The organism is Thermodesulfobacteriota bacterium (assembly GCA_035559815.1).
Classification (GTDB): domain Bacteria; phylum Desulfobacterota_D; class UBA1144; order Nemesobacterales; family CSP1-2; genus DATMAT01.
Genome location: DATMAT010000003.1, coordinates 24,851 through 49,804, shown reverse-complemented (window position 1 = coordinate 49,804; position 24,954 = coordinate 24,851). Strand labels below are relative to the sequence as shown.

24 protein-coding genes are annotated in these 24,954 nt (G+C 45.5%); 13 read left to right on the top strand and 11 right to left on the bottom strand.

All coding sequences use genetic code 11. From position 1 onward, the window contains the following. Positions 1 to 385 precede the first annotated feature (385 nt). From VNN20_00545 to VNN20_00530, 4 genes are all read left to right on the top strand, one after another. Positions 386 to 1,393, top strand: a complete 1,008-nt coding sequence (locus VNN20_00545) for a YncE family protein (GenBank protein ID HWP90675.1) — start codon at positions 386 to 388, stop codon at positions 1,391 to 1,393. A 176-nt stretch (positions 1,394 to 1,569) separates the two neighbouring features. Further along, positions 1,570 to 2,628, top strand: coding sequence for a tRNA 2-thiouridine(34) synthase MnmA (mnmA, locus tag VNN20_00540; protein HWP90674.1), 1,059 nt, complete (start codon positions 1,570 to 1,572; stop codon positions 2,626 to 2,628). A 2-nt stretch (positions 2,629 to 2,630) separates the two neighbouring features. Continuing rightward, positions 2,631 to 3,932, top strand: coding sequence for a tRNA (N(6)-L-threonylcarbamoyladenosine(37)-C(2))-methylthiotransferase MtaB (gene mtaB / locus VNN20_00535; protein HWP90673.1), 1,302 nt, complete (start codon positions 2,631 to 2,633; stop codon positions 3,930 to 3,932). A 2-nt stretch (positions 3,933 to 3,934) separates the two neighbouring features. Further along, on the top strand, positions 3,935 to 4,873 hold the full coding sequence (locus VNN20_00530; protein ID HWP90672.1) for a metallophosphoesterase: 939 nt from the start codon (positions 3,935 to 3,937) through the stop codon (positions 4,871 to 4,873). Positions 4,874 to 5,216: 343 nt separating this feature from the next. Here VNN20_00530 and VNN20_00525 read toward each other — a convergent pair whose 3' ends face one another. After that, positions 5,217 to 6,821, bottom strand: a complete 1,605-nt coding sequence (locus VNN20_00525; protein ID HWP90671.1) for a VWA domain-containing protein — start codon at positions 6,819 to 6,821, stop codon at positions 5,217 to 5,219. Beyond that, positions 6,818 to 8,215: a magnesium chelatase gene (locus VNN20_00520; GenBank protein ID HWP90670.1), complete on the bottom strand. Its 1,398-nt coding sequence runs from the start codon at positions 8,213 to 8,215 to the stop codon at positions 6,818 to 6,820. Before VNN20_00520 ends, VNN20_00525 begins: the two co-directional genes overlap by 4 nt. A gap of 310 nt (positions 8,216 to 8,525) precedes the next feature. On the opposite strand from VNN20_00520, the gene VNN20_00515 reads away from it, so the two are divergent. From VNN20_00515 to VNN20_00505, 3 genes are all read left to right on the top strand, one after another. Further along, positions 8,526 to 9,185: a sigma-70 family RNA polymerase sigma factor gene (locus VNN20_00515; protein ID HWP90669.1), complete on the top strand. Its 660-nt coding sequence runs from the start codon at positions 8,526 to 8,528 to the stop codon at positions 9,183 to 9,185. Further along, the gene (locus VNN20_00510; GenBank protein HWP90668.1) at positions 9,185 to 9,421 is read left to right on the top strand and encodes a zf-HC2 domain-containing protein; all 237 of its coding nucleotides are present in this window, start codon (positions 9,185 to 9,187) and stop codon (positions 9,419 to 9,421) included. The genes VNN20_00515 and VNN20_00510 overlap by 1 nt, the downstream gene beginning before the upstream one ends. 261 nt (positions 9,422 to 9,682) lie before the next feature. Further along, positions 9,683 to 9,868, top strand: coding sequence for a hypothetical protein (locus tag VNN20_00505; GenBank protein HWP90667.1), 186 nt, complete (start codon positions 9,683 to 9,685; stop codon positions 9,866 to 9,868). 187 nt (positions 9,869 to 10,055) lie between these two features. On the opposite strand, the gene VNN20_00500 is transcribed toward VNN20_00505, so the two are convergent. From VNN20_00500 to VNN20_00465, 8 genes are all read right to left on the bottom strand, one after another. Beyond that, positions 10,056 to 10,550, bottom strand: a complete 495-nt coding sequence (locus VNN20_00500) for a cytochrome c-type biogenesis protein (GenBank protein ID HWP90666.1) — start codon at positions 10,548 to 10,550, stop codon at positions 10,056 to 10,058. Continuing rightward, a complete protein-coding gene (locus tag VNN20_00495) occupies positions 10,547 to 11,128 on the bottom strand; it encodes a TlpA disulfide reductase family protein (GenBank protein ID HWP90665.1) in 582 nt (193 codons plus the stop codon). Before VNN20_00495 ends, VNN20_00500 begins: the two co-directional genes overlap by 4 nt. Positions 11,129 to 11,272: 144 nt before the next feature. Continuing rightward, positions 11,273 to 11,902, bottom strand: coding sequence for a cytochrome c (locus tag VNN20_00490; GenBank protein HWP90664.1), 630 nt, complete (start codon positions 11,900 to 11,902; stop codon positions 11,273 to 11,275). Between the two features lie 502 nt (positions 11,903 to 12,404). Beyond that, positions 12,405 to 13,178 (bottom strand): transporter, encoded by a 774-nt coding sequence (locus VNN20_00485; protein HWP90663.1) that lies wholly within the window; start codon positions 13,176 to 13,178, stop codon positions 12,405 to 12,407. Continuing rightward, entirely contained in the window at positions 13,175 to 14,293 is a 1,119-nt protein-coding gene (locus tag VNN20_00480; GenBank protein ID HWP90662.1) for a hypothetical protein, read from the bottom strand. The genes VNN20_00485 and VNN20_00480 overlap by 4 nt, the downstream gene beginning before the upstream one ends. A gap of 107 nt (positions 14,294 to 14,400) precedes the next feature. Then, positions 14,401 to 14,793 (bottom strand): hypothetical protein, encoded by a 393-nt coding sequence (locus VNN20_00475; protein ID HWP90661.1) that lies wholly within the window; start codon positions 14,791 to 14,793, stop codon positions 14,401 to 14,403. Between the two features lie 69 nt (positions 14,794 to 14,862). Further along, positions 14,863 to 17,325 carry a heavy metal translocating P-type ATPase gene (locus VNN20_00470; protein ID HWP90660.1) on the bottom strand — a complete coding sequence of 821 codons (2,463 nt, stop codon included), beginning with the start codon at positions 17,323 to 17,325 and terminating at the stop codon, positions 14,863 to 14,865. A gap of 11 nt (positions 17,326 to 17,336) precedes the next feature. Further along, a complete protein-coding gene (locus VNN20_00465; protein ID HWP90659.1) occupies positions 17,337 to 17,609 on the bottom strand; it encodes a metal-sensitive transcriptional regulator in 273 nt (90 codons plus the stop codon). A gap of 437 nt (positions 17,610 to 18,046) precedes the next feature. Between VNN20_00465 and VNN20_00460 the strand changes: the two genes are divergently transcribed. The 6 genes from VNN20_00460 (at position 18,047) to VNN20_00435 (ending at position 21,715) form a co-directional block, all read left to right on the top strand. Next, positions 18,047 to 18,490 carry a MerR family DNA-binding protein gene (locus VNN20_00460; GenBank protein HWP90658.1) on the top strand — a complete coding sequence of 148 codons (444 nt, stop codon included), beginning with the start codon at positions 18,047 to 18,049 and terminating at the stop codon, positions 18,488 to 18,490. After that, positions 18,483 to 18,839 carry a mercuric transporter MerT family protein gene (locus VNN20_00455; protein HWP90657.1) on the top strand — a complete coding sequence of 119 codons (357 nt, stop codon included), beginning with the start codon at positions 18,483 to 18,485 and terminating at the stop codon, positions 18,837 to 18,839. The genes VNN20_00460 and VNN20_00455 overlap by 8 nt, the downstream gene beginning before the upstream one ends. A gap of 22 nt (positions 18,840 to 18,861) precedes the next feature. Next, positions 18,862 to 19,182, top strand: coding sequence for a heavy-metal-associated domain-containing protein (locus VNN20_00450; GenBank protein ID HWP90656.1), 321 nt, complete (start codon positions 18,862 to 18,864; stop codon positions 19,180 to 19,182). 103 nt (positions 19,183 to 19,285) lie between these two features. After that, entirely contained in the window at positions 19,286 to 20,974 is a 1,689-nt protein-coding gene (gene merA / locus VNN20_00445; GenBank protein ID HWP90655.1) for a mercury(II) reductase, read from the top strand. Between the two features lie 33 nt (positions 20,975 to 21,007). Further along, the gene (locus VNN20_00440) at positions 21,008 to 21,391 is read left to right on the top strand and encodes a MerC domain-containing protein (GenBank protein HWP90654.1); all 384 of its coding nucleotides are present in this window, start codon (positions 21,008 to 21,010) and stop codon (positions 21,389 to 21,391) included. A 57-nt stretch (positions 21,392 to 21,448) separates the two neighbouring features. Continuing rightward, entirely contained in the window at positions 21,449 to 21,715 is a 267-nt protein-coding gene (locus VNN20_00435) for a thioredoxin family protein (GenBank protein HWP90653.1), read from the top strand. A gap of 87 nt (positions 21,716 to 21,802) precedes the next feature. Here VNN20_00435 and VNN20_00430 read toward each other — a convergent pair whose 3' ends face one another. Further along, positions 21,803 to 24,931 carry a CusA/CzcA family heavy metal efflux RND transporter gene (locus tag VNN20_00430; protein ID HWP90652.1) on the bottom strand — a complete coding sequence of 1,043 codons (3,129 nt, stop codon included), beginning with the start codon at positions 24,929 to 24,931 and terminating at the stop codon, positions 21,803 to 21,805. Positions 24,932 to 24,954 lie beyond the last annotated feature (23 nt).

The following is a 24,954-nucleotide window of genomic DNA, read 5'->3' as shown; positions in this document are numbered from 1 at the left end:
TCTTACCTCACACTCCTTAGATAGAATTTCTTGTCTTTATTCATCATATCTCTTGCGGTAATGACTCTTGTATTATGTCATTGCGAACGAAGCGAAGCAATCTCTAGTTTTAGATTGCTTCGTCGGTTTGCTCCTCGCAATGACATGGGAGTCAGTTTGTTTAGGTACTGATTCCTTGCACGAGTTAGAGGGCAAATCATTCTACAAAACTGCTGAATTTAAGACAAATATTTGCATGATTAACAAAAGCATACAAAACAAGAAAAAAGAAATGGATTCCCGCTTTTGCGGGAATGACAGACTGGTCGCTTGCGTCTAGTTCTTTTAATAAGAGTGTAAGAACAAGAGTTGTATTTTTCTTCAGATTAATTTAAATTTCGCTTGTATGAAATTAAACCAAATCTCGATAATCTTTATTCTCCTGAATATCCTTACCGTCCCCGGTTGCACCACCGTTCCGGTGAATGTTGTTGAGTGGGCGCCTAAAGCCGAGCCTTCCATCAGGTTTAAGGGAGATGTTGGCGGAGTTGCGTTTAGTGATGGGGATGTTTGGTTCACCGAGAGTGTCCCTAAGCATAGATTCATTCCTTTTAGTTACGAGAACAGCGTGCAAAGGGTAAATTTACAAACGGGAGAGGTTATCGCAAGCATAATGACTGATTCGCCCCTAGCAAAGATATCGGTAGGAGAGGGCGCGGTATGGGTTTCCGGTAGCAACAAGAACCAGGTTCTCAGGATTGACCCAAAGACAAATCAGATTGCAGCCATAATTTCCGTTGGCCGGAAATGTGGAGCTATAGCCGTCGGCGAAAGTGCGGTGTGGGTTGCTAACCCTTATAAAGGCACTATTACTCGTATAGAACCAACAAGCAATAAGATAGCGGCTACAATTCCGGTGGGAAAAGTTCCGACGGCGATAGCGGTAGGTGAGGGAAGTATTTGGGTAACCAATAAACTGGATGGCACTGTTTCCAAGATTGACCCCGGTACAAACCGAGTTACGGCCACTATCACGGTGGGTAAAGATGCAGCGGGAGTGGCCGTGGGTGAGGGGCTTGTATGGGTAGTCAGGTATGCCGGTGTTAACGGATGGAGAAGCGAGTTGTTGAAAATAGACCCTTCATCCAATAAAGTTCTAGGCGAGCCGACCAGGCTGGGAGGAGCGGCATGGCAGGCAACAGTCGGCGATGGGGCCGTATGGCTTAACCATTCAGATTATGACTCGGCTTTTGTAAAGGATGTGGTATACAAAATCGACCCTCGAACTGGCCGGGTCGTCGAGATTCCTTCTTCCAATATTACCATGCTGGAAGTAAATAATGGTAATGTTTGGGTTGTTGCTTACACTCCGTTTGGCGGACAATTTTATCTTTCACGGCTCTTGGTTAAGTGACTTTGTTTCTATTAAAGAGGGGGTTGCTTTCTCTTCGTCCGTCATTGGATCCCTTTGATTGCTCTCGGGTGAACTCTGCCAATCTATCTCTTACTTGGGACAGATTATGTATAAGGCGTAATATAAAATCTTTATTTTGCCTGCCCGTCAATCTCAGGTAACCTTTTAAATTCACTATGAAAAAGAGAATATTGGTGGCAATGAGCGGTGGGGTAGATAGCGGGACGGCTGCTGCTCTTCTTAAGAAAGAAGGGCACGATGTCATCGGTGTGACCATGCAGCTCTGGGACTATGGGGATGCAGACGGCGGCTGCTGTTCAGCCGATGATGTAAGAGACGCCAGAAGGGTTGCAGAACAGATTGGTATTCCTCACTACGTCGTCAACTATATGGACGTTTTCAAGAAGTACATTGTGGAAGACTTCGTCGGTAAATACTTGTCCGGCAAGACACCCAGCCCCTGCGTGCTATGCAATCAATTCATGAAGTTTAATTTTCTCCTGAGAAGGGCACTTGAGCTTGGCGCCGATTATCTGGCAACCGGCCACTATGCCCGGGTTGAAACCGAAGAGGAATCCGGAAAGTTTTATTTAGGTAAGGCTGTGGATAAGTCTAAGGATCAGTCCTACTTTCTTTTTACATTAACCCAGAATGAACTTAGCCGCATAATGTTTCCCCTGGGTTCCATGACCAAAGATGAGGTTAGAACTATTGCAAAGGATATGAACCTCCGGGTGGCAAACAAGCCCGATAGCCAGGAGGTATGCTTTATCACCGCTGGCGATTACAGAGATTTCCTGAAAGATTATAAAAAAGAAAGGGGAGAGATTGTAGATGTTGATGGGAACGTGCTTGGTCATCATGACGGTGTTTATTCCTTCACGGTGGGACAGAGAAGGGGGTTGGGGATTGCGAAGGGGAAACCTCTTTACGTGGTTAAGGTAGATCCGGAAAGAAATAGAGTTGTAGTGGGAGAGGAGAAGGACATCTTCAAGACCAGGCTTTTAGCAAATAACGTAAGCTGGGTTGATGGGATTTCCTCCGGCGAAATCGAGGTCAAGGCTAAGATTCGATACCGCCATGCTGAGAGTGAAGCAAGGGTCAGCGTGCAGTCGGATAGCGAGGCTTTGGTCGAGTTTAAGGCACCCCAGCGGGCAATGACACCCGGACAAGCCATAGTTTTCTATCAGGAGGATAGAGTACTCGGCGGGGGCTGGATAAACGAGGTAATGTAGAAATGAAGAGAATATCCGTCGTAACGTTGGGATGCAAGGTCAATCAGTACGACACCGCGGCCATACTTAACATGCTGCCCGATAGTAGGTACAAAAAGGTTCCATTCCCGGGAGAGGCGGACGTTTATGTAATCGATACCTGCACCGTTACTCACAAGGCTGATGCGGAGGCAAGACATTATATAAGCCGGGCTAAAAGGATCAACCCGAACGGGGTAGTAATTGTCACCGGCTGCTACGCTCAGGTCTCTTCTGGCGAGCTTATGGAAGTGAGTGGCGTTGATTATGTTATCGGAAACTCGGATAAATTTTCTTCTCTGGTCAAGGTCATACGGGAAGGGGAGATTCAGGCCGAGCCACAGGTTCTGGTGTCTGATATATTCAAGGAGAAGAAAAGGAAATTTGAGACACCGGAGATTAGCACCTTTCCAGAGAGAACAAGGGCTTTTCTCAAGATTCAGGACGGATGCAATTATAGATGCACCTTTTGCATAATTCCCTATGCCCGGGGAAGGTCGAGGAGCCTTTCCGTGGATGAAGTTTTGAGGCGGATGGAGGTCCTATCTCAATCCGGTTATAAGGAAGTGGTCTTGACCGGGGTTCATATAGCCAGTTATGGGAGGGACATCGGGACAAACCTTCTGGAGCTCCTACGGGAAATCGACCAAAGAAAGGTAGTGAAGAGGGTAAGGCTGACCTCACTCGACCCTGCCGACACTGGCGACGAGCTAGTTGATTTCGTCGCCGATTCAGAAACGATATGTCCCCAGTTTCACGTTGCCCTTCAGAGCGGAGATGCAAACGTACTCAAAAGGATGAAGAGAAGATATAACCCGGGACAGTTCCTCCACTGCACCGACCTTATCCGGAAAAGGATGCCGGATGCGGCAATCGGCACGGACGTCATGGTTGGCTTCCCTGGAGAGACGGACGAGGAATTTGAGAACACCTTTAGCTTGTTGAAAGATTCCGCCCTTACCTATTTCCACGTCTTTTCATACTCGAGGAGAAAAAATACCCCAGCGGCCTCGATGTCAAATCAGGTACATCCACGGCTCATGAAGGAGAGAAGCAAGATACTGAGGGACCTGGGATTCAAGAAAAAAACCGAATTCTATAGAAGCCTTATCGGAAGGAGGTTTCCTCTACTTGTTGAAAAGGGAGATAGGGGTACCACTCCCAACTACATGAGCGTGAGAATCTTGAGTAGTTGTTTCTCTATAGGCGACGAGATTGAGGTAGAGATTAGAGACGTAAAAGGGGAGGATGCTCTAGGGGCGCCGGTACATATCGCATCGGTTTAATAATGCCTGCTAAACTACTAACATTCGTCTCATCCGTTCTGCTTGTTTTTACCGCATGTTACATCGGCAATGCGGTTAAATCAGAGACGATAGAGAAAATTCTCAATACCCCCGAGGAGACACTGAGGGTCTGGGTTCTTTCCGATATCCAACCCAGGAACCGGAAAGAAAAAAAGGAATTTGAAGAAGCGATTGAGGACGTTAACCTTAACATCCCGGATGTGGACTTGGTTATCGTTGCTGGAGATATCGAAGAAGACGCCAGCGAAGAGGATTTTGACTGGTACCTGGCCACAAAGCCGTCTTCCCATGTCCGGGAGTGGTATGAGATCGCCGGAAACCACGATTTGAAACTGAATGATGGGAAGGGCTATAAGGAAAAGATCAGGGAGGATTTTTACTATTCTTTCACCAAGGGCAACATCCTTTTCGTCCTGATGTCCGACGAGGTACGAGGCAAGCCTACCGAGATTTCAGACGAGACTTTTGAGTGGTGGAAAAATCTGGTGATAAACAACCAGGATAAGATAATCGTCGTCGTTACCCATGCTCCGCTGGAGGGAAGTGGTATCCCATTTTCTATTCATCCAGACAGGCAGATCAAAGACTCTCGTCGTTTTGGGGACGTATTAAAGAAGTACAAGGTGGATATGTGGTTCTCGGGGCATCTGCACATCCCACATTCTTTGGCCGGCAATATAGAGAGGAAGGATAAGTATAACGGTACCATATTTGTTAATGTCTCTTCAATTCGCTCCGAGCTTCTCGGTCTCAAGAAATCGGAATCGCGGATTGTAACCTTCGTCTGCGGCTCGGATAAGGTGTATATAGAATCCAGAAACCATAGCAGAAGGAAATTTGACCGAGAACTGGGAATGGTATTTGAGCTTTCTAAGAAATATCAGTGTGAAAATAGTGAGAAGCTGAAAGTTGGGAGTTAAGAGTTGAAAGACATTTTTATTATTTTTTTGCAAGAGTCAAGATTTGAAATTTCAGATAGTGTCGATTCTTGAATAGATAGATCTCATCAGATTCCTGCCTCTTTGTCATACCCGAAATCATTAATCAGGTATCCATAATCAAAAACTGGATTCCCACTCCCCGCTTCCGCGAGGACAAGCTTCGTGGGAATGACAAATCAGAAGACCTCGGCTTAAGCTTGTACCCAAAGGTATTAATCGTGTAACATGAGGGAATGACCGGTGGCCCAGGTCAGAAGTTCTTGCTACGATTTATGTAATATTAAGTCTAGGTTATCACACTTAACTCTCAACTATTTACTATTTACAGCATCTTCTTTTTTCTCTTCAAATAGTCGACTAAGAGATACTTCCCCAATTGGCTTGGGGTGGTAAAAAAGGCGCGCCCTCTATTGATACGGGTCATCTCGTCCACAAACCTTCTTAAAGACGAGCTGTCATCGAGCATGAAGGTGTTAATAGTAATCTGCTTCCTGGTTAGTCGCTTCACTTCCTTAAGGGTCTCGAAGGTTGCCCTGGGGCTTAGACCTCCAAAAAACATGGGGAGCTCTACCTGAAGATATCCGTCCAAAAAATAGGCTGTGGGCTGGCCGTCGGTAATCAGTATTACCTGTTTGTTTGGGGTCTTGTGTCGTGAAAGCATCCTCGATGCCAGTATCAACGCCTCCTGTATGTTGGTGAACGGGTCGTTTGAATCCCAGGTGATGGTAGTCAACTGCTCGGTGGTAAGGGTTCTAGCTCTGGTAGAGAATCCGACTATATAAAGATTATCCCTGGGGAACTGCGTCCTGATCAGGTGGTCGAGGGCCAGAGCAACGCGCTTGGCCGCGGGAAATCTTCCCTGAAAACTCATGGACCAGCTTAGGTCAAGCAGTAATGCGGAGGTGGACTGGGTGTGGTATTCCATGTCAAAAACTTCGAAATCCTCTGGATGGACCTTTATCGGGCTTCCGCGGGTTTGACGGACCAGCGAGTTTTTAAGGGTACCGACCACGTTTAAGTTGAACGGGTCCCCGAATTCGTACTCCTTGACGTTTTCGGGCTTTATCGCCCCGAATCCCCGCTGCCTGGTCTCGTGCCCGCCAAACTGATGTTTCTTCAAGGAAGAGAAGATATCCCTCAAAGCGATCTCACCAACCTTCCTTATTCCTTTTGGCGTGAGTTCGGTATAGTGTCCACGTATCTTAACCAGACCCGTTTGCTCGAGCGATGACTTGATGTTCCGGAGAACCAGGATTGATTTGTATCCCTCTTCGCTCAAAATCTCTTGAAAATCGTCGAGGCTCAACTCTTCAAAAGTGCCGGACATGAGGCCATGCTCCAATGTCTCTATCTCCTCAAACTCGTGGATGAGGTCCAGTGTTTCGTCGAAGTTAAGAGGATTTTTCCCTTTAAACCTCTCCCCGAAACGGTTTATGAAGTTTTCAATCTTCTTGATATTCTCCAATTGTTTTTTGAGCTTCTCCAATCTATTTTTGGCCTCGGAATCTACGAAATCGTAACTAGAGAGGGCTTCAATGGCCGAGCTCAACTTATCGGGAAGGTTTTTAAGAAAGTTTTTTCGCTTTTGATAATCGGAAGATATCACCGAGAGGGTGTTTTTCAAGGTGTCTATCTCTTTTTCTACAATCTCGGTTAGCTCTTTTCTTATACCGGATAGGGATTCCTTAAGGTTATGGGACTGAAACTTTTTTTCCTTATATTTTGCCAGCTCGGAGCGAAGGGCATCGATTCCCATAACCTTTATTTTTGCTCCGCGGATCCCCTGCTTCATGATCCATTCAAACGCTTCATCAGGGGTCCATCCCTCCATGAGGAAGTTGGAAAATTCCTTGAAGAAGTCCTCGATATCCAGTTTGAACTCGTTCTGTGCCCCATTCCATTTTAGGTATCTATATGTAGTGGTCATTTGTATATGATTTTCCCCTGTACCTTTTCCTTGTTTAGTTTGTTGCTAAGGTGAAGACCCTCTAGGATGAATTCAATGGCCGAGGCTATTTGGGCCGGAGTTTGCTCGACCTGAAGAGTATCTATGCATTTTTTTAGCCCCTTGATTTCTTTCACTCCTACCAGATACTCCTCGGATGACATCGTATCCGATACCTCGACATAACCATGTTCAAAGCTCTCCAGAAGTTCCGAGAATACGTTCAAGGATGGGAAATAGGAGTCCATTACTATCTTGACCGATCTTTTGATCAGTTTTTCCACTACCGTTACCTCGGATGTATCTTCGCCCAGATACTCCAGCTCTATCTTGCCAATGGTAGAGGGCAGGAGAGCATTAAAATCGGTAATCCGGGGAGCAACTTCACGTTCCCCCATCTGAATACCCCTTTTTTCGGCTGCGGCGATTATACTCTCATAATTAGCGATGGTTGTCCTAACGCTTACCCCGGAGCGTTGATTTATTTCATTCGACCCTCTGGCCTGGAAGGTTATTTCGGCAATTATTTGTTTGATGAAGTTAGGCACCTTTATTGTGTATCCCTCTCTTCTCAAAGTGCGAGCCTCTTGTTCCATTATGCGTATCTCATCGCTCTGGGTCGGGGGGTAGTGAGTTTTAATCTGAGACTGGAACCGGTCTTTGAGGGGCGTTATTATTCTTCCCCTGTTCGTATAGTCTTCCGGGTTTGCGGTGGCCACTATGCACATATCCAGCGGGAGCCTTATTTTATATCCTTTGATTTGAATGTCCTTTTCCTCCATTATGTTGAAAAGCCCCACCTGGACCTTCTCTACCAGGTCGGGCAGTTCGTTTATGGCAAATATGCCTCTATTGCTCCTGGGAATGAGTCCGAAGTGTATGGTAAGCTCGTCAGAAAGGTATCTACCCTCGGCCACCTTTATCGGGTCAACCTCGCCTATCAGGTCGGCGATAGAGACATCTGGGGTGGCTAGTTTTTCCCCGTACCTTTCATCCCTTCTTATCCAGGTGATTTCGGTATCGTCGCCGAATTCCTTGACCAGTTCACGGCATTTTTTGGATACCGGGGCATAGGGGTTATCGTTTATCTCACTGCCCTTGATAACCGGAATCTCTTCGTCGAGCAAGCTGGCTAGCAGCCGGATTAACCTGGTCTTGGCTTGTCCTCTTTCTCCGATGAGGATCATATCGTGTCCGGCAAGGATAGCGGTTTCAATTTGCGGGATCACCGTTTCTTCGTAGCCTATTATGCCCGGGAACCTTGGCTCGCCTCGTCGAAGCTTGTCGATGAGGTTCTTTCTCATTTCCTCTTTTACCGATAGCACCTTGTACTCGCTTGCCTTTAATTCTCCGATCGTCCTCGGTTTTTGGAACATCTACGGTTATCCCTCCTTAAAAGGTTTCTTTGGCTCAAGTAACTCGGTCGATGAACAAAGCTTGATCCCTCTCGGATTAATTTGTATTTGAAGCAAATAAGCCAGATACAATATTAGAGACTAGATACACTTCCGCGTCCCTGAGGATTTCTCCTTATTATACTAGTAATTGTGAATATTAAAAGCCTATTTTTAATTGGCTTTAATTTGTATGGCGATTTGGCACCAGGCTGTGTAGACTATAAGGAAGCACCTAGGTAGGCAATGGAACAGCCGATACTTAGAGAGTTACATTTCTGGAGAATAGCCAGTGGCAGATGCTAGCTTCCTGCACAGGATTATAAGCTCGCTGCGGGGAGAGAAGGGGTATAAGTCCGACGAAGAATTGATAGGTCTCTTCGTTGGCCAACGGGATATAGGTGCTTATGAAGAAATCTTAAAACGATACCAGGACAAAATTTACGGATTGGCCCTCAGGATTACCCGCAACCCAACCGATGCAGAAGACATCCTACAAGAGGTATTTCTGACACTTACAAAAAAAATTGATACGTTCAGGGGAGAGTCTAAATTCTCGAGCTGGCTCTACCGGATTGCGGTTAACGCTAGCTATATGCACCTTAGGGCTGAGAAGAAGCACGAAGCTGATGTCAGTCTTGAAGGTTACGCGCCTTATGACGAGAAAGGAACCCTCATGGGTAGAATTGCATCAAAGGATTGGACTGACCGGCCGGACAAAGTGCTTTTTAGTAAAGAAGCAATAGATATGATAGATAAGGCGGTCAACCAGCTCCCTGAATCCTACAGGGTAGTCTTTCACCTGAGGGATGTGGAAGGGTTGTCTAATGAGGAGGTGGCGGAGATACTGGGGCTTTCCATTCCGGCAATAAAGTCCAGACTTCACCGGGGAAGACTCTTTTTGAGGGATAAGCTTTCAGACTATTTTTACGAATGGAGTGGAGGAAAGTGATGGCGTTATGTAAAGATGTGGTCGAGAACATAATGGAGTATGTAGACGCGGAACTGGATGATAAGACGCTCGAGGAGCTGGAGAAGCATCTCCATGAGTGTCCGGAGTGTCAGGCCTTCGTCAGGACATATAAAAGGATGCTGGAGCTTACCGGAAAGCTAAAGGAAAGAACCTTTGTCAGTGCCGATGTGAGGAAAAGATTGAAAGACTTTCTGAAGTCACAGCTCAAGTCATGATTGTATTTAGTTACTACCCATCCTTCGTTTCCGTAATATTTCCCCCAGTTTGCATAGTTACCCCATAGATAGTTCAAACGGACGAAAAATGTTAACCGGTGACAAGCTCTGCCCGGTTCTTTGCCGTATCATATCACAAAAATTGAAAACACCAGTAGTTCGAACAAGTTAGAACAAAATAATACTGGCACATTTGTTGTCGTAGGTTGTCCGGTGCACTAGTACTGCTGCATGTATTAATAAGAATCGAAGGAGGAAACAATGGAAGCCAGGTATGTGGTCAGGATATTTTTCTCCAAGGACAAAATAAAATCTGTCATAGGAAAAAATGTAGTCGAGGTAATTAATGTAGCCGGAATAAAGGTGCAAGAGTTTTGTAAAATAAGCATCGAGGCAATAGGGGTTAACCGGGATTACGTTCATATACTTTTTCAACCCAATCACTAAATATATCCGGAACATCTAATACGGGTGTTCAAGGTCGCTTCGGCACACGAGACGTTGATGAGAAAACCCTCTTTGAAGAAAATGCTCCTTAAGAGCAAATTCCCGAGGGACAGGTATTAAGCGGCCATAATTGGGGAGAAGAGAGGAGGGCAGTTAAGGGAGCAGGATTGAGAATATAAGCCGGTGGTCAAGGTTCGAGCTTGGTCAGTTCCTGGTCTATCTTCTCTAGATATTTATTCTCGACGTTCATTAATGCCTTCTTTGAGTTCTCTCGGACGTTCCCCGATTCTTTACCTTTCGACCTATATAAGAATATCCCCAGGCCAAATGCCCCTATTACCAGGGCAAAAGCTGGAAAGAGCCATAATATCCAATTGCTACCCTTTGCCGGGGGAGCGCCGAGGATGGTCTCACCGTATTTATCCACAAAATAGGCGATTATCTCTTCTTTTGATTGTCCCTCTTCTAATTTTTTTCTGATAATGGTCCTCATGTCTTTGGCCAGTTGAGAGTTGGATTCCTCAACCGTCTGTCCCTGACAGACCGGACACATCAGAAGATATGAAATCTCCCTCACCTGGTCGTCGATATTGTCTCCTGCGGAGTTGGCCGTCGGCAATATGACTGCTATTAAAAAAGTTATGGCGATGACCCTCATGAATAGTTTTTTTCTTTTAGTCATTTTATTTCAACCGGTATATCATCGCTGATTGTGCGGTCGGCCCGCGGGGATGAAAGCGCCCTTTCCAGAAAATAATCAATGCTTTGCTCTGTGAGGATCCCGGTGTACTTATCTACTATTTTACCCGACGGGTCTATAAAGTAGGTTTCTGGAACTCCGGCTATTCCGTATTCCACGGCTATTTCACCCTTTGGGTCGACCCCATTCACATACCCCCCACCAAATTTTTGGATATACTGAAGTGCCATGTCTTTGTCGTCCCATACGTTCACCCCTATAAAGACGACATTCTTATCTTTATGTTTTATCCAGGATGCCTCCAGCGCCGGTGCTTCATCCCGGCAGGGAGCACACCAGGAAGCCCAGAAATTCAAGAGTACGGCCTTTCCTCTCAGGTCGGAGAGCTTTAGTTGGCCACCGTCAAAGAGATCGAGGGTAAACTCAGGCGCCTCTGAACCTACCAGCGGCGAGGGTTTCAGAAACTCTCTGTTTCCAAAAAGGGCATAGCCAAAAAGGCCCAGAAGCATTACTATCCCGGCGAAGATGGCTAATTTGGTTATAGTGCTCAATATCTTCATTTACTGTCCTTCTTATTGGAAAACCCTGGTGTAATAATTAGTGAATTGGCCATGAGTGGAAAAAATACGTTAGTAAATAAAAGAATATTTTTCAGTTGTATGCTTGTCAAGTTTAAACGGATACGCAGGGCTGTCCTATTTAGATTAATGGCTATGTTTGCTGCCGTCCTCGTGAATGTGAGTTTCCCTTTTTTTCTCATTGTCTTTTTGTTCATGCATTTGTCCATGTTCATGACTGTGGCCGTGCTCATGTTGTTTATCCTTGGTTGCTTCCTCCATAGCTCGATACTCTTCCGGAGACAAATCAGGCAAGCGCTTCAGGAATGCCACGATTGCCCATATTTCCTCATCGCTGTGTGTAGGACCAAAGGCGGGCATGCCGGTCATCTTGATTCCGTATTTTGTAATCCAGAACAACTGCTCGGTGCTCCACCATTCGCCCTCCTCCAGTTCTTCTACCAGTTCAGGCGGTTCCGGGTTGAGTCCCTTAGCTAGCTCGGAAGGGGAAACACCAGGTGCGCCGTGGCAGGTAACGCACATTTCTTTGTAATGGACAAAGCCTGTCTGCACAATCGAATCATCCGTAAGTGGAGGTGCCACGATTCCTTTTGCGTGACGGCTGACCGATTTTGCCAATGTCATATTAAGCACCCACTCGACGGGTTTGATATGAGGTTCCGTGGCAGCGACGTTGTAAACACCGGAGTATATAAAAACCAGGGATGCGGCTATTAATAAAATGACTATCGCTATGAGTATGCCTAAGATTCTCATGTCTTATCCTCCTTATTCCTTGGTTTGGTGTCTTTAACTTTAAAATTCTCTGTGGTTTACCACAAGAGTTGTCCCTTCCCCCTTTCACGGGGGAAGGTCAGGCTGAATACCCTCCCGTCAAGGGAGGGGAAATTTTCGGATACCCTGCGGCTTGCAGTGTGGTTCATCTAAATTATCCTTAGTCTATTTTCACGACAAGCCATTGGGTGATAAAATGATATTCGTTATTCATTGACGTTATTAACTTGATACACAAATTTAGAGATAAAGCGCATATAAAAGGCAATTGTAAAGAACTCATATATACGTTCCCTGCAGCCATCGAGTCACCAGCAAAACCTGCCTTGATTATATCTAGGGAGCTGGTGAGCTACTCTTAATATTATGACCTTAAAAATTATATCGAATTCACTTTGCCATGATTCTAATTATATTTAAACACTTAAGCCTCTATATCTCCATAAACTGGTTGCCGAAATAATTTTCAGTCTCCTTAAGTAAGCTAGAACCCAACAGATATACCGGTTGTGAAGTAAAATAACGAACGCTCGGATTCACCGGCGAACTCCGTTCCCGCTCCGGCATCCCATACGGTTCTTTGGGTCAATTGATAACGGAAACCGAATTCTGTGCCAACAATACTCGAGTCATCACGCTGGACGGATAGGTCGGTAAAGACATCTCCTATGATGGTCAGCCGTGTATACTGGGGTGCACCTACCGGATAACTGGCTCCTAGTATGAATTCGAGACGGTTGTCTCTCTTTCCATCTCTATCCCCGTTAAGATACTGATAACCGGCATTGATGTGGGTGCTAAGGCGGCCGTAAGATTTTGTCATAAGTCCCTTGATTTTTGCCGCGGTTCCGGGCGAATCAACTCCGGAGGGGATAGTGAACTCTAGCTTTACACCCAGGGCCGGAATTCGGAGAGTCTCCTGATTGAAGTTGTAGAGGGCCTCCAGTTCGATATCGCCGAATTTGGCTTGCTCGTTGTCAGGTTCGGTAGAAAGACTTGTACCAATACCTACCTGAAGGTTGGGGTAAGCGCCGTAAAGAAGTTCAACGGAGGAAAGAAAGCTGTCGTCGCTACGGCGGTTTATACTAAATCCCACTCCGGCTTCGAGCGCTAATTCTCGGTATGCAATAGGGTAAGGGTCTTCCACGCGTAACGGCCGTCCTTCGTCCAAGTTGCTGTGGTCTATTGCTTGTACGAGGGAACCATTTAATCCAAGAGCTAAGACGGATAGCAGATATATGATGAACAAGCGGTTCATTTATCACCTCCGGTGTAGTGCTTGTGGCGATGAGGAGCGGATATCTCTTCGGGTTGATGGCTATGGTCCCCTGATGCCTTTCCGAAAAGTACCTCCTCAGCCGATGGCGGACGAGGACCCATGTCCATTTCCATGTCGTGTCCACTCATTTCATGTCCGGCGTGTTCGCCGTTCGATGTGGTTGCATGGTATTCACCATAGCGTTCCCTAGTCTCGTGGTTACGATGAAGGTAAATATCCAGTCTTTTCAAGATTGCTTCCCGCTTTGCCTCCAAAGTCGGGTAAAGATCGGGGCGGCTCAGTATGTCATCTACATTGTCGTGGAGCATGTGCAGGTTATCGAAGATTGCCGCCGCCTCCGGATACTTGCTGGAGAAATCGGGTGCTACTTCATACATCATGGGCATGTACTGCCATTCGAGTGGCGGGTTTTTGAGATAGCCATGGTAGTGCTCAATGATCTTCGGCATTAGCTCTTTTTGTTTCTTTACGTCACCCATAAGCTGAACATCATATACGGCAGCTTGGAGCCAGTGATAAGCCCAGATCTGAGAATTAAATTTAGGGAACTTGTCGCGAAAAGACTTGGATTCGGGGAAGCTCCATAGTCTTCCGTGGTGGTCAAGCGGGTGAGTGGTGATTGCTTCCGGCATCTTTAGGTAATCAGCAAGAATTTTTTGGTAAGCGCTATCTTTGTCCTTTACCTTGTCGCTCGAAAGGAGATCATAAAGACTGCGGTGGAAGGTGTGCGCCCAATTAAATGTGCGCTGAACCTCCCATGCCATCTCGGCGAAAGTAGGTGCTATTTGCACTTCGTCTGGGGCAACGCTAGGCGAACTGAATATAAAGTTAAGCACTTCCAGGCGTGCTTTCTCGATCTGGTGTGGATCTTGCGTTTTGAGTAAGGCTAGGGCCGCACGAGCGTGGCCAAAGTCAATTCCGTTGAATTCCCGAAATAGCTGGGGCAACTCACGGCTTAGAGACCAGTTCCAGGGGCCACGCAGTTGCCATCGGTGGTCTCTTTTTACCCATTGTCCTTTGGCTGAAAAGACGCTCCAGGTAGAGAATAGGAGGATACTTGCAAAAATAATTAATGTTATTCGTAAATACTTCATTTGAGCTCACTCCTTTATTACTTAAGTTTTAGAAAGGATAGATACTCCGGGGACAGTGGTACCTTTACCATTAGCACCACTGACAAAATTAAGGTGATGAATCCTTTTTAGATTAATAACGAAGAGTTGGTTATGAATAACTCCGGCCGGTCGTGTTTTCCGAATATTCTTGGATTCAAGATAAACTTTCGAGAGTTATCGATGCCACTAACTGAATTACTAACCGTCAACAAAAGAAGCACCGTGTCGGAGCCAAAGACGGGCGGAGCGTTGGGCAACGCATAATCACAGCACTTTATGCTTTCGTGCATTTCCGAAGTCGTGTTTTTAGGAGAAATCGGCTTGGTAGGGTCATGATGATCTATGTGTTTAGGGCCATGCTGGTGGGTTAATACCTTATCTCCTTTATCTGGTAAAACTGCGGAATGATGAGCGCTGGAAAGGATTCCGGTATAACAGAACAAAAGACTGATCACCACAAGGAAGCTTATATTATTCATACTGATTGAGTCATATTCTAGCCGTTTGAGGTCTCACAATCAATATTTTTGATTCACATACCCAGTCTTCTATAGTTTAACATTGCGAAGCCTGAGGGCATTGGCGATAACTGAGACAGAGCTGAAAGTCATCGCCGCAGCGGCAATCATAGGGCTTAATAACAATCCAAACACCGGGTAGAGTAGGCCAGCAGCGATGGGGACACCAAGCGTATTGTAGATGAAAGCGAAGAAGAGATTCTGCCGTATGTTGCGCATGGTGGCTCGACTGAGCCGCCTGGCCCGAGCAATGCCACGCAAATCGCCCTTCACTAAGGTTATACCAGCGCTCTCTATGGCCACGTCCGTACCGGTTCCCATGGCTATACCTACCTGGGCTTGAGCAAGGGCGGGAGCATCGTTAATGCCGTCACCAGCCATGGCTACAATTCGACCTTCGGACTGAAGCCGCTTGACCACTTCGCCTTTTTGCTCAGGAAGGACATTCGCTTCTACCTCGTCAATCCCCAGCTTCCTGGCCACTGCCTCCGCAGTAGTTTTATTGTCTCCGGTCAGCATTACTATGCGTATACCCTCCCTGTGTAGAGACTCTATGGCTTCTGGGGTGGTCTCCTTAATCGGGTCAGAAACGGCGAGTAACCCGGCTGCCTTTTTGTCAATAGCGATAAACATCACCGTCTCGCCATCTTTACGCAAAACTTCCGCTTTTTCTTGTAGCTTACTTGCATCAATCTGCAGTTGCTCAAGTAGCTTACTGTTTCCAACGGCAATCACCCGGCCGTTTACTTTTCCAAGGACACCCTTCCCGGTAATTGACTGGAACTCGTGAGCTTCGGACAATATCAGATTTCTTTCCTTAGCCGCCGCTACTATGGCTACAGCCAGAGGGTGCTCACTTCCTCGTTCGACGCTCGCCGCAAGTTGAAGTAGCTCTGACTCATCTAGCTCTGATAGCGATTCTGCCCTGGTAAGCCGCGGCTTGCCTTCGGTTAGGGTACCGGTCTTATCGACGACGATAGTGTCAACCTTCTCCATAATTTCAAGAGCTTCTGCGTTCTTGATGAGAACACCGGCCGTCGCCCCGCGCCCCGTTCCCACCATTATGGACATAGGGGTAGCAAGCCCCAATGCGCAGGGACAGGCGATTATGAGTACGGCCACGGCATTGATTATGGCATGGGCTAGGCGGGGCTCAGGCCCGACGAGACTCCATACGATGAAGGTTAGCATGGCGATTATTATCACCGCCGGGACGAAGTATGAAGATACAACGTCGGCTAGACGTTGGATAGGAGCACGGCTTCGTTGAGCTTCACTAACCATTTGCACTATCCGGGCTAATAGAGTGTCGCTTCCCACCCTCTCCGCTTTCATTACAAAGCCGCCGGTACCATTAATAGTGCCCCCTATGACCTTATCCCCATTTTTCTTCTGAACGGGGGTCGGCTCGCCTGTGACCATGGATTCATCGATGAAGCTTTCTCCTTCTAGGATTGTGCCGTCAATCGGAACCTTCTCTCCGGGGCGTACTCGTAGGCGGTCGCCGGGTTTAATTTTATCTAATGAGATTTCCTCCTCCGTTCCGTCTTCACGAAGTATTATCGCCGACTTGGGTGCAAGCCCTAATAATGCTTTGATGGCGCTACTGGTTTGACTACGGGCACGAAGCTCGAGCACTTGTCCCAATAGCACCAGGGTAGTAATGACTGCGGCGGCCTCAAAATATATAGCTACCTCACCGCTAGGTCCGCGAAAAGAGTCTGGGAAAATTCCGGGTAATAACGTCGCCACTACGCTGTAAAGGTAGGCAGTGCCGGTTCCGATGGCTATAAGAGTGAACATGTTCAGGTAACGATTGATAACGGATGCCCATCCGCGCTCAAAGAAGGGCCATCCCCCCCACAGCACTACCGGTGTGGCCAGCACAAACTGAATCCAGTTTAGGATTCGCATGGAGAAGACCTTTTGCACTGGCTGCCCGGGAATCATCTCGGACATGGTAAGAAACAGGATTGGAATCGACAGAACTAGGCTGACCCAGAACCTCCTGGTCATATCTGTGAGTTCTTTGTTTTCCTCTTCTAATGTGATTATCCTAGGTTCAAGCGCCATACCACAGATGGGGCAGGAGCCAGGCTCATCGCGAACAATCTCCGGGTGCATAGGACAGGTGTATTGTACTTTTGTCGCTGTTTTGCTTATGGGGGTTAGCGGTTCAAGGGACATGCCGCATTTTGGGCAAGAACCCGGTTTCGTCTCCTTAACCTCCGGGTCCATAGGACAGATGTAGATTTCAACGGCATCCGCTGTTTGATTTGCTGATTTCTCCCGAGGTAATGATTTCCTAGAGGGGGCAGATTCGTCGGCAATATACTTACCGGGGTCAGATTCAAATTTTTTCAGGCAATGGTGGCTGCAAAAGAAGTAGGGTTTTCCCTCATACTCATAGGAACCTGCGGCTGACTTCGGGTCTACGTCCATTCCGCACACCGGGTCTTTCCTGATCTGGGTACTTGCGAAAATTACCTTCATCCTTCTTCTCCTTAGCGATTTACCTTTTTGAATAGCTTTGATAATTCCTTGATGGCCTTTTCTCGTTCATTCTTAAACTGATGAACGACGTGTTTCTGCAGATGCCTCTCAAATATCAGTGCGTCCAGGCTCCTCAAGGAGTTTTGAATAGCCAGACTTTGGTCGAGAATGTCGATGCAGTATTCGTCTTCCTCGATCATTCTAAGTAGGCCGTCCAGTTGGCCTTTAATTATATTTATCCTTTTGGTATATTCATGGTTATTGGGTTCATTTGTGTTTTTCATGCTAATACCATACACCCCTGGGGGGTATATGTCAAACGGCATTCTCAATGATAGCTTACTATAGCTTGCTACAGGGTTATCACTATATTGTCATTCTGAGCAAAGCGGTTCTCTGAACTTCCTCTCTCCCAGTTGCTACCTCAGACCCCCGCGAAGAACCTCATAGGATATGTACTGGTCGATATTTTATTTGCCTGCAATTCAATTCTGGATAAGTCTCCGGAATTGTGGCAGTTCGAAGCTATCTACCCACGTCATCCTTACGTATCTGTAAATAGTTCATATCCACGTGTTCTCTAATGTTGCCAGAATATTATAAAGATTTAATGTTCTTATATAAGAGGCGGAAAAGAATGAGAAGAAAAAAATTAAGAGATTCAAAAAAGGACTTGACTCCGTACCTAGGTACGGAATTTATACTAGTATTGAGGTGAAAAATGAAACATTTGACCATTGGTAAACTGGCCAAAAAAGCTGAAGTAAATGTTGAAACAGTACGTTATTACGAAAGACGAGGGCTTATACCCAAGCCACCTCGCCGTGACCCTGGTTACAGGCAGTACCCCCAGGATGTCGTCGCACGTATTCAATTCATCAAGCGCGCTAAGGAACTGGGGTTCTCTCTCAAGGAGATCTCGGAACTTCTGTCTTTACGAGTTGATCCGAGCACTACCTGCGGTGACGTGAAAAGATTGGCAGAAATTAAGATTGCCGACGTAGAAGAAAAAATCCGTACTCTCAAGAGTATAAAGAAAGCACTCACAAAGCTTGTAACGATGTGCAGTGGACAGGGACCAACGGGTGAATGTCCGATAATAGAGGTGCTTGATACCAGGGCGAAAAAAGATGCTAACAATACAAGTAGAGTAAAAGATGGCTGACAAAGCTGGAAAAATTACGCTTCTTTCCTCTATAGGCTCTGTAATATCAGGACTTTTAGCATCACTATGCTGTATAGGTCCCCTGGTATTTGTAGTTCTAGGACTAAGTGGAGCAGCTTTCTTTGCAAAGCTTGAGCAGTATAGATTACTCTTTGGGACAGTGGCTCTTGGATTTTTGGCACTTGGTTTCTTTTTTACTTATAGAGGTGGAGAGGAATGTGCTCCGGGTTCAAATTGTGCTGTGAATCCGGAAAAGAGAAGACTGAATAAAATTATACTCTGGGTAGCAACTGTGCTGGTCATTGGTTTTATTCTCTCTCCTTATATCTTGGCTTTTCTCTTAGCTTAATGACGAAAAGGAGGTATGAAAAATGAAGTCATTAAAAGTGCTAGTAGTTGCTCTAACGCTTATTTTTACAACATTTAATCTTTCAACTCTATCGGCTGAGAACAGTACAAAGCAGGCTACGCTCAAGATAGGAGGGATTTATTGTTCCCTATGTGGTGTTACTGTATCGAAAGCCCTAAAGAGGTTAGGTGGGGTAGAGAAAGTAAATATGGAGGGCGATATAGCTCATATAAATTATATAGAAGGCAAGGTCAAGATCGAGGATATGGTAAAAGCTGTGGGGAAAGCCGGTTTTAAGGCTGTTCCACTTAAGGATAGAAATAAAGGTGAAGTGTTGTATTAGATTTTCTTCAGATAGGAAGAGTTATATTTGAAGTTTTTTTGATATGTATTCATGTACTAAGAAATTAAAGTTGATATCTCGAAGAAAAGTAGGAGGTTAAAAAATGGGTAAACAAAACACTGTAAACACTGTGCTCAAGGTAGATGGTATGACTTGTTCACATTGTGATAAATCTGTTGAGGCTACTTTGAAAAAAATAAAGGGAGTAGTGGGAGCGAAAGCAAACTATAAGGAAGCTAAAGCGGAGGTTAAATACATTGAAGGAGAAACCAGTATTCAAGAGATAATAGATACTTTTAATAAACACAGACATTACAGTGCCAGTCTGCCCGAAGCTGAAAACAAGCCACAAGATGAGAAAGTTATACCTTTCGCTAAAGAAAAGAATAAGGTGGATTTCGATCTAATAGTCTTGGGAGGTGGTTCTGCCGCATTCGCCGCAGCCATAAGAGCATCAGATCTTGGTGCAAAGGTAGCCATAGCAGAGGAAGATGTTATAGGTGGAACCTGTCTTAATAGAGGATGTGTTCCTTCAAAATTTCTAATTAAAGCTGCGGAACTTTATCACATGCCAAAAAGAAACGGTTATGAGGGGGTAGAAACACATCAGGGAAAAGTGGATTTCGCAAAATTAATCTCTCAGAAAGACATTATGCTTGATGAGTTTAGACAGATGAAGTACTGGGATGTTCTGGAAGCGTATCCGGATATTACTTTTTTTCATGAAAAAGCTTATTTCGTATCGAAAAAAGAGGTAAGAATTGGAGATAAAAACTACAGGTCTGAAAGGTTTATAGTAGCTACAGGCTCATCACCCTGGATACCTCCTATAGAGGGAATTGATCAAGTTGACTATTTAACAAGCACAACTACTCTTGAGCTTAAAGAACTTCCTAAATCAATTATCGTTCTTGGCGCCAGCGCTGTTGGATTGGAATTTGCTCAAATGTATGCCCACTTCGGCTCTAAAGTTACGGTTCTTGAAGTTTTGCCAAGACTCCTTCCGGGAGAGGAAGAGGAAATCTCCGATACTCTAAAGAGATATCTTGAAGAGGAGGGTATCGAGATATACACAGAGGCGAATGTTTTAAGTGCAAGTAGCAACGGGAGAACTAAAAAAATAATAGCGGAGATAAAGGGTAGGAAAATAGAGTTTGAGGGTGAAGTGCTTCTTGTGGCCACCGGAAGAAGACCAAACAGCGCCGGGCTTGGGCTTGAGAAAGTGGGAATTAAAGTAGACAAGAAGGGTGGAATAATTGTTGATGACGAGATGAAAACCTCGGTAGCCCACGTATGGGCTGCCGGAGATGTAGTGAGCGGAGTGCCTATGCTAGTCACAATTGCTGCAAGAGCGGGAAGCATTGCAGCGGAAAATGCCCTTACAGGAAATCACAAAAAGATAGATTACCCCTCTGTTCCTTATGCAGTATTCACAACACCAGAGGTTGCGGGGGTTGGACTCGGAGAAAGGGAAGCAAGAGATAAAGGTTACAGAGTTAAAGTGGGATATTTGGATTTTAAACACGTTCCCAAGGCTGCAATAATTCAGGATACTAGAGGACTCATGAAAATGATCGTGGAAGAAGAAACAAATCGGATTCTTGGAGTTCGAATGGTTGCTCCTCATGCGGCGGATATTATTCAAAAGGCCGCACTCTTTGTTAAGTACGGAATGACTATCCAGGACGTGCTGGATACAATAGATGTTTATCCTACCCTTTCAGAATCCATAAAGCTCTGTGCCCAGTCCTTTGATAAAGACGTAACAAAGCTTAGCTGCTGTGCTGACTGAATACTCAGGGAACTATAAATCAAGTGGTATAAAATGATATCAAAAATCATCGGTTCACTCGGATCAATCTTTGCAGGCCTATGTTGTATTGGAACGCCTGCTCTTTTAGCTTTCCTCACAAGCATTGGCGCTGGATTTTTAATTAATGATAAGATTCTTATTCCCCTTCTTGTAATTTTTCTCGGTATTAGCATTTACGGTATTTATAAATCATCAAAGTCCCACAGAAGTAATGGTAGCCTAATCCTTGTCGTAGTAAGCGCCATAGTTGTTTTTGCTTCTATCTGGTTTTCAAAGCCGCTAGTTTATATCGGACTCATAGGCTTGGTTACAGCTTCCGTTTGGGATATTTATCTTAAGAAAACCTGTGAACAAGAGTTTGTGAAACGTAAGACAGGCTTTAATCAAAGACTATAGCAGGACTACTAACTCAAGAAGGAATACAGATAAACACTGAAGAAGGAGGTGATAATAATGAACACCAAACGCAAGATTGAGATTTTTAGCGCGGGATGTCCTACCTGCAAAGAAACAATTGAGTTGGTCAATCAAGTTGCCTGTCCCTACTGTGAAGTCAGCGTTCTGGATATGAATTATTCAGATGCGGCCATTCGAGCCAAAAGCTTGGGTATTCGTTCAATTCCCGCCGTGGTGATAGATGGAAAGCTTGCCGATTGCTGTGTAAGGCGCGGTCCTGATGAGACTACATTGAAAGCTTCTGGATTAGGACAACCGACCTGATACTTGAATCAGGGACTCAACTAGAGGAGTCAGGTTGTTTTTCTACACAAACGATCTGACTCCTCAGGTAAATGGTTCTATACAGACTCACCCTCGATCTTCCTCTTTAGTTTTTAAAGTCCTCCCTTTCCATATTGCATATATCGCCGGGATTATGACGAGTGTGAGAATGGTTGACGTTACAAGTCCTCCAACCATGGGCGCTGCTATTCTTTTCATCACGTCTGCACCGGTGCCGTGACTCCACATAAGAGGAAGAAGCCCCATAATCATCGCCATAACAGTCATCATTTTGGGGCGCACTCTCTGAACGGCTCCGTCGTGTATTGCTTTTGCCAGGTTATCCCAGCCCGTTTTGCCTTCTTTGACCATCTTCTCATAGAACTCATCTAGGTAAATTATCATTACCACTCCGGTTTGAGCGGCCAGTCCGGCGAGGGCAATAATTCCGACCCAGACGGCAACGCTGGTGTTGTAACCGAGAATATAGAGAAGCCAGATACTGCCGACTAGAGCGAATGGCACCGAGAGAAGCACGATCAGGGTTTCAGTTACGGAGTTAAAGTTGATGTAGAGTAGGAGGAAAATGATAAAGATAGTGAGAGGTATAATATATTTTAGTTTCTCTTTGACCCTGAGTAGGTATTGATACTGCCCTGCCCACTCTATATGGTAGCCTGGCTCGAGTTTGACATTTTCCCCTATAATTTCTCTTGCCTTATTTACATAACCCTCATAGTCCTTTCCTTCCACATCAATAAATACATAGCCGACCCTCTGCGCGTCCTCGCTTTTTATCTCAGAGGGTCCGGTACTAAAGTACATGTCGGCTAGGAGTGATATAGGAACCTGTGCGCCGGCAGGGGTTGGTACGAGCACCCTTTCCAGCTCTTTAATGTCCATTCTGAATTCCCTTTGGTATCTGACATTGACCGGATATCTCTCCCGTCCTTCTATTGTTTGAGATATGTTTTTACCGCCTATAGAGGTTTCGATAATTTCTTCTACATCACCTACAGTAAGACCATATCTTGCCGCCTGCTGCCGGTTGATCTTAAAATCCAGGAAATAGCCACCGGTGACCCTCTCTGCAAACACGCTTCTCGTTCCAGGAACTTTAGACAACGCCTGTTCGATATCTACCGCAATCTTTTCTATAGTCTCAAGATCAGAACCAAAAACCTTAATTCCTAGGTTACTTCTGAACCCGGTAGAAAGCATTTCGTTCCTGGTTTGTATAGGCATCCAGAATATGTTTGCCATTCCTGGGACTTTTACCGTTTGATTCATCTCTGATATGAGCTTGTCCCAGGTCATTCCTTCCCGCCATTGGTGTTCTGGCTTTAGTGTAATAACTGTCTCTACCATGCTGAGAGGTGCAGGGTCTGTCGGGCTTTCGGCGCGTCCTATTTTTCCAAATACCCTTTCTACCTCCGGAAACTGCATTAGCATCTTATCTTGGATCTGAAGAATCTTGGCTGCCTCTGTTATGGATATCCCGGGAACAGCGGTAGGCATATAGAGAATAGTTCCCTCATTTAACGGGGGCATAAACTCGGAACCGAGCCTTAGAAATGGAATAACGGTTATGAGCAGTATCACAGCCGATACCGCTATCACCGTCTTTTTAAAACGTAGAGCCAAGTTCACTACGGGGTTATAAATCCGAATGAGGAACCGGTTTATAGGATTCTTTTCTTCGGGCTTAATCTTTCCTCTTATTAGAAGGATAATCAAAGCCGGGGTTATAGTTATGGCGAGTAGGGACGCGAAGAACATGGAGAAGGTCTTGGTATAGGCAAGGGGTTTAAAGAGCCTTCCCTCCTGGTATTCCAGTGTAAACACAGGGAGGAAAGAGATTGTTATGACAAGAAGGGCGAAAAAAATCGGTTTGCCTACCTCTTTCATCGCATCTATCTTTATTTGTAGGGGCGAGGCATGCCTCGCCCCTACAGTCTTTTCGAGCCTCTTATGCACGTTTTCGACCAGAACTATAGAGGCATCCACCATAGCCCCTATCGCAATGGCAATTCCGCCGAGAGACATTATATTTGATGTTAGCTTCATGTAGTACATGGGAATAAAAGCCATCAGGACAGCAAGTGGAATAGTAAGTATAGGAACTATTGCACTTCTAAAATGAAATAGGAAAATGATGATCACCAGGCTTACGATAATGCTCTCTTCAAAAAGCTTTACCTTCAGAGTTTCTATGGCGCGCTCAATGAGGTCGGAACGGTCATAAGTAGTTATGATTTCTACACCCTCTGGCAGGGAGGGTTTTATATTTTCTATTTTCTGCTTTACACCTTCTATAACATCAAGAGCATTTTCACCGTAGCGCATGACGACGATTCCACCAACCGTCTCTCCCTTTCCGTCGAGTTCTGCAAGTCCTCTTCTTATATCTGGCCCTAACTGCACGTTTGCAATATCTCGTATATAGACAGGTGTACCGTTTCCGTCAGTGCTTACGGGAATTTTCTCTATGTCTTCTACTGATTTTATGTACCCTCTGCCCCTTACGAAGAACTCGGTCGCGGCAAACTCTACTACCCTTCCTCCCACGTCGTTGTTACTTGTTCTAATTGCTTCTACAACTTTGTTCATAGGGATGCCGTAAGCGAAGAGTTTATTGGGGTCAATCTCTACCTGATATTGCTTTACAAAACCGCCTATACTGGCTACCTCTGCAACTCCGGGAACAGACTCAAGCCAGTAACGGAGATACCAATCTTGGAAAGAACGAAGCTCCGCTAAATCGTGCTTTCCGGTCTCATCAACAAGGGCATATTCAAAAACCCATCCTACGCCTGTCGCATCAGGACCCAGTTTCGGAGTAACTCCCTCCGGAAGTTGACCGGTAACTTCATTCAGGTATTCAAGAACCCGGCTTCTTGCCCAATAGATATCGGTTCCATCCTCGAAGATAATATAGATAAAGGAGAAGCCGAACATGGACTGTCCACGTACATATCTCACTTTGGGAGCAGCGATCATTGTGGTGGCAATCGGGTATGTAATCTGGTCTTCGACAAGATCAGGGCTTCTTCCCTCCCACTCTGTAAAGACAATTACCTGCACATCCGAGAGATCCGGGATAGCATCGAGCGGAGTGTTCTTCATAGCCCAGTAGCCCCATGTGGCAATGAAGAGCACAAGGACTATTGTTAAGAATCTGTTTTTAGCAGTGTATTCGATTATTTTTTCTATCATTTTCCCTTTCCTGTTTGTTTTTA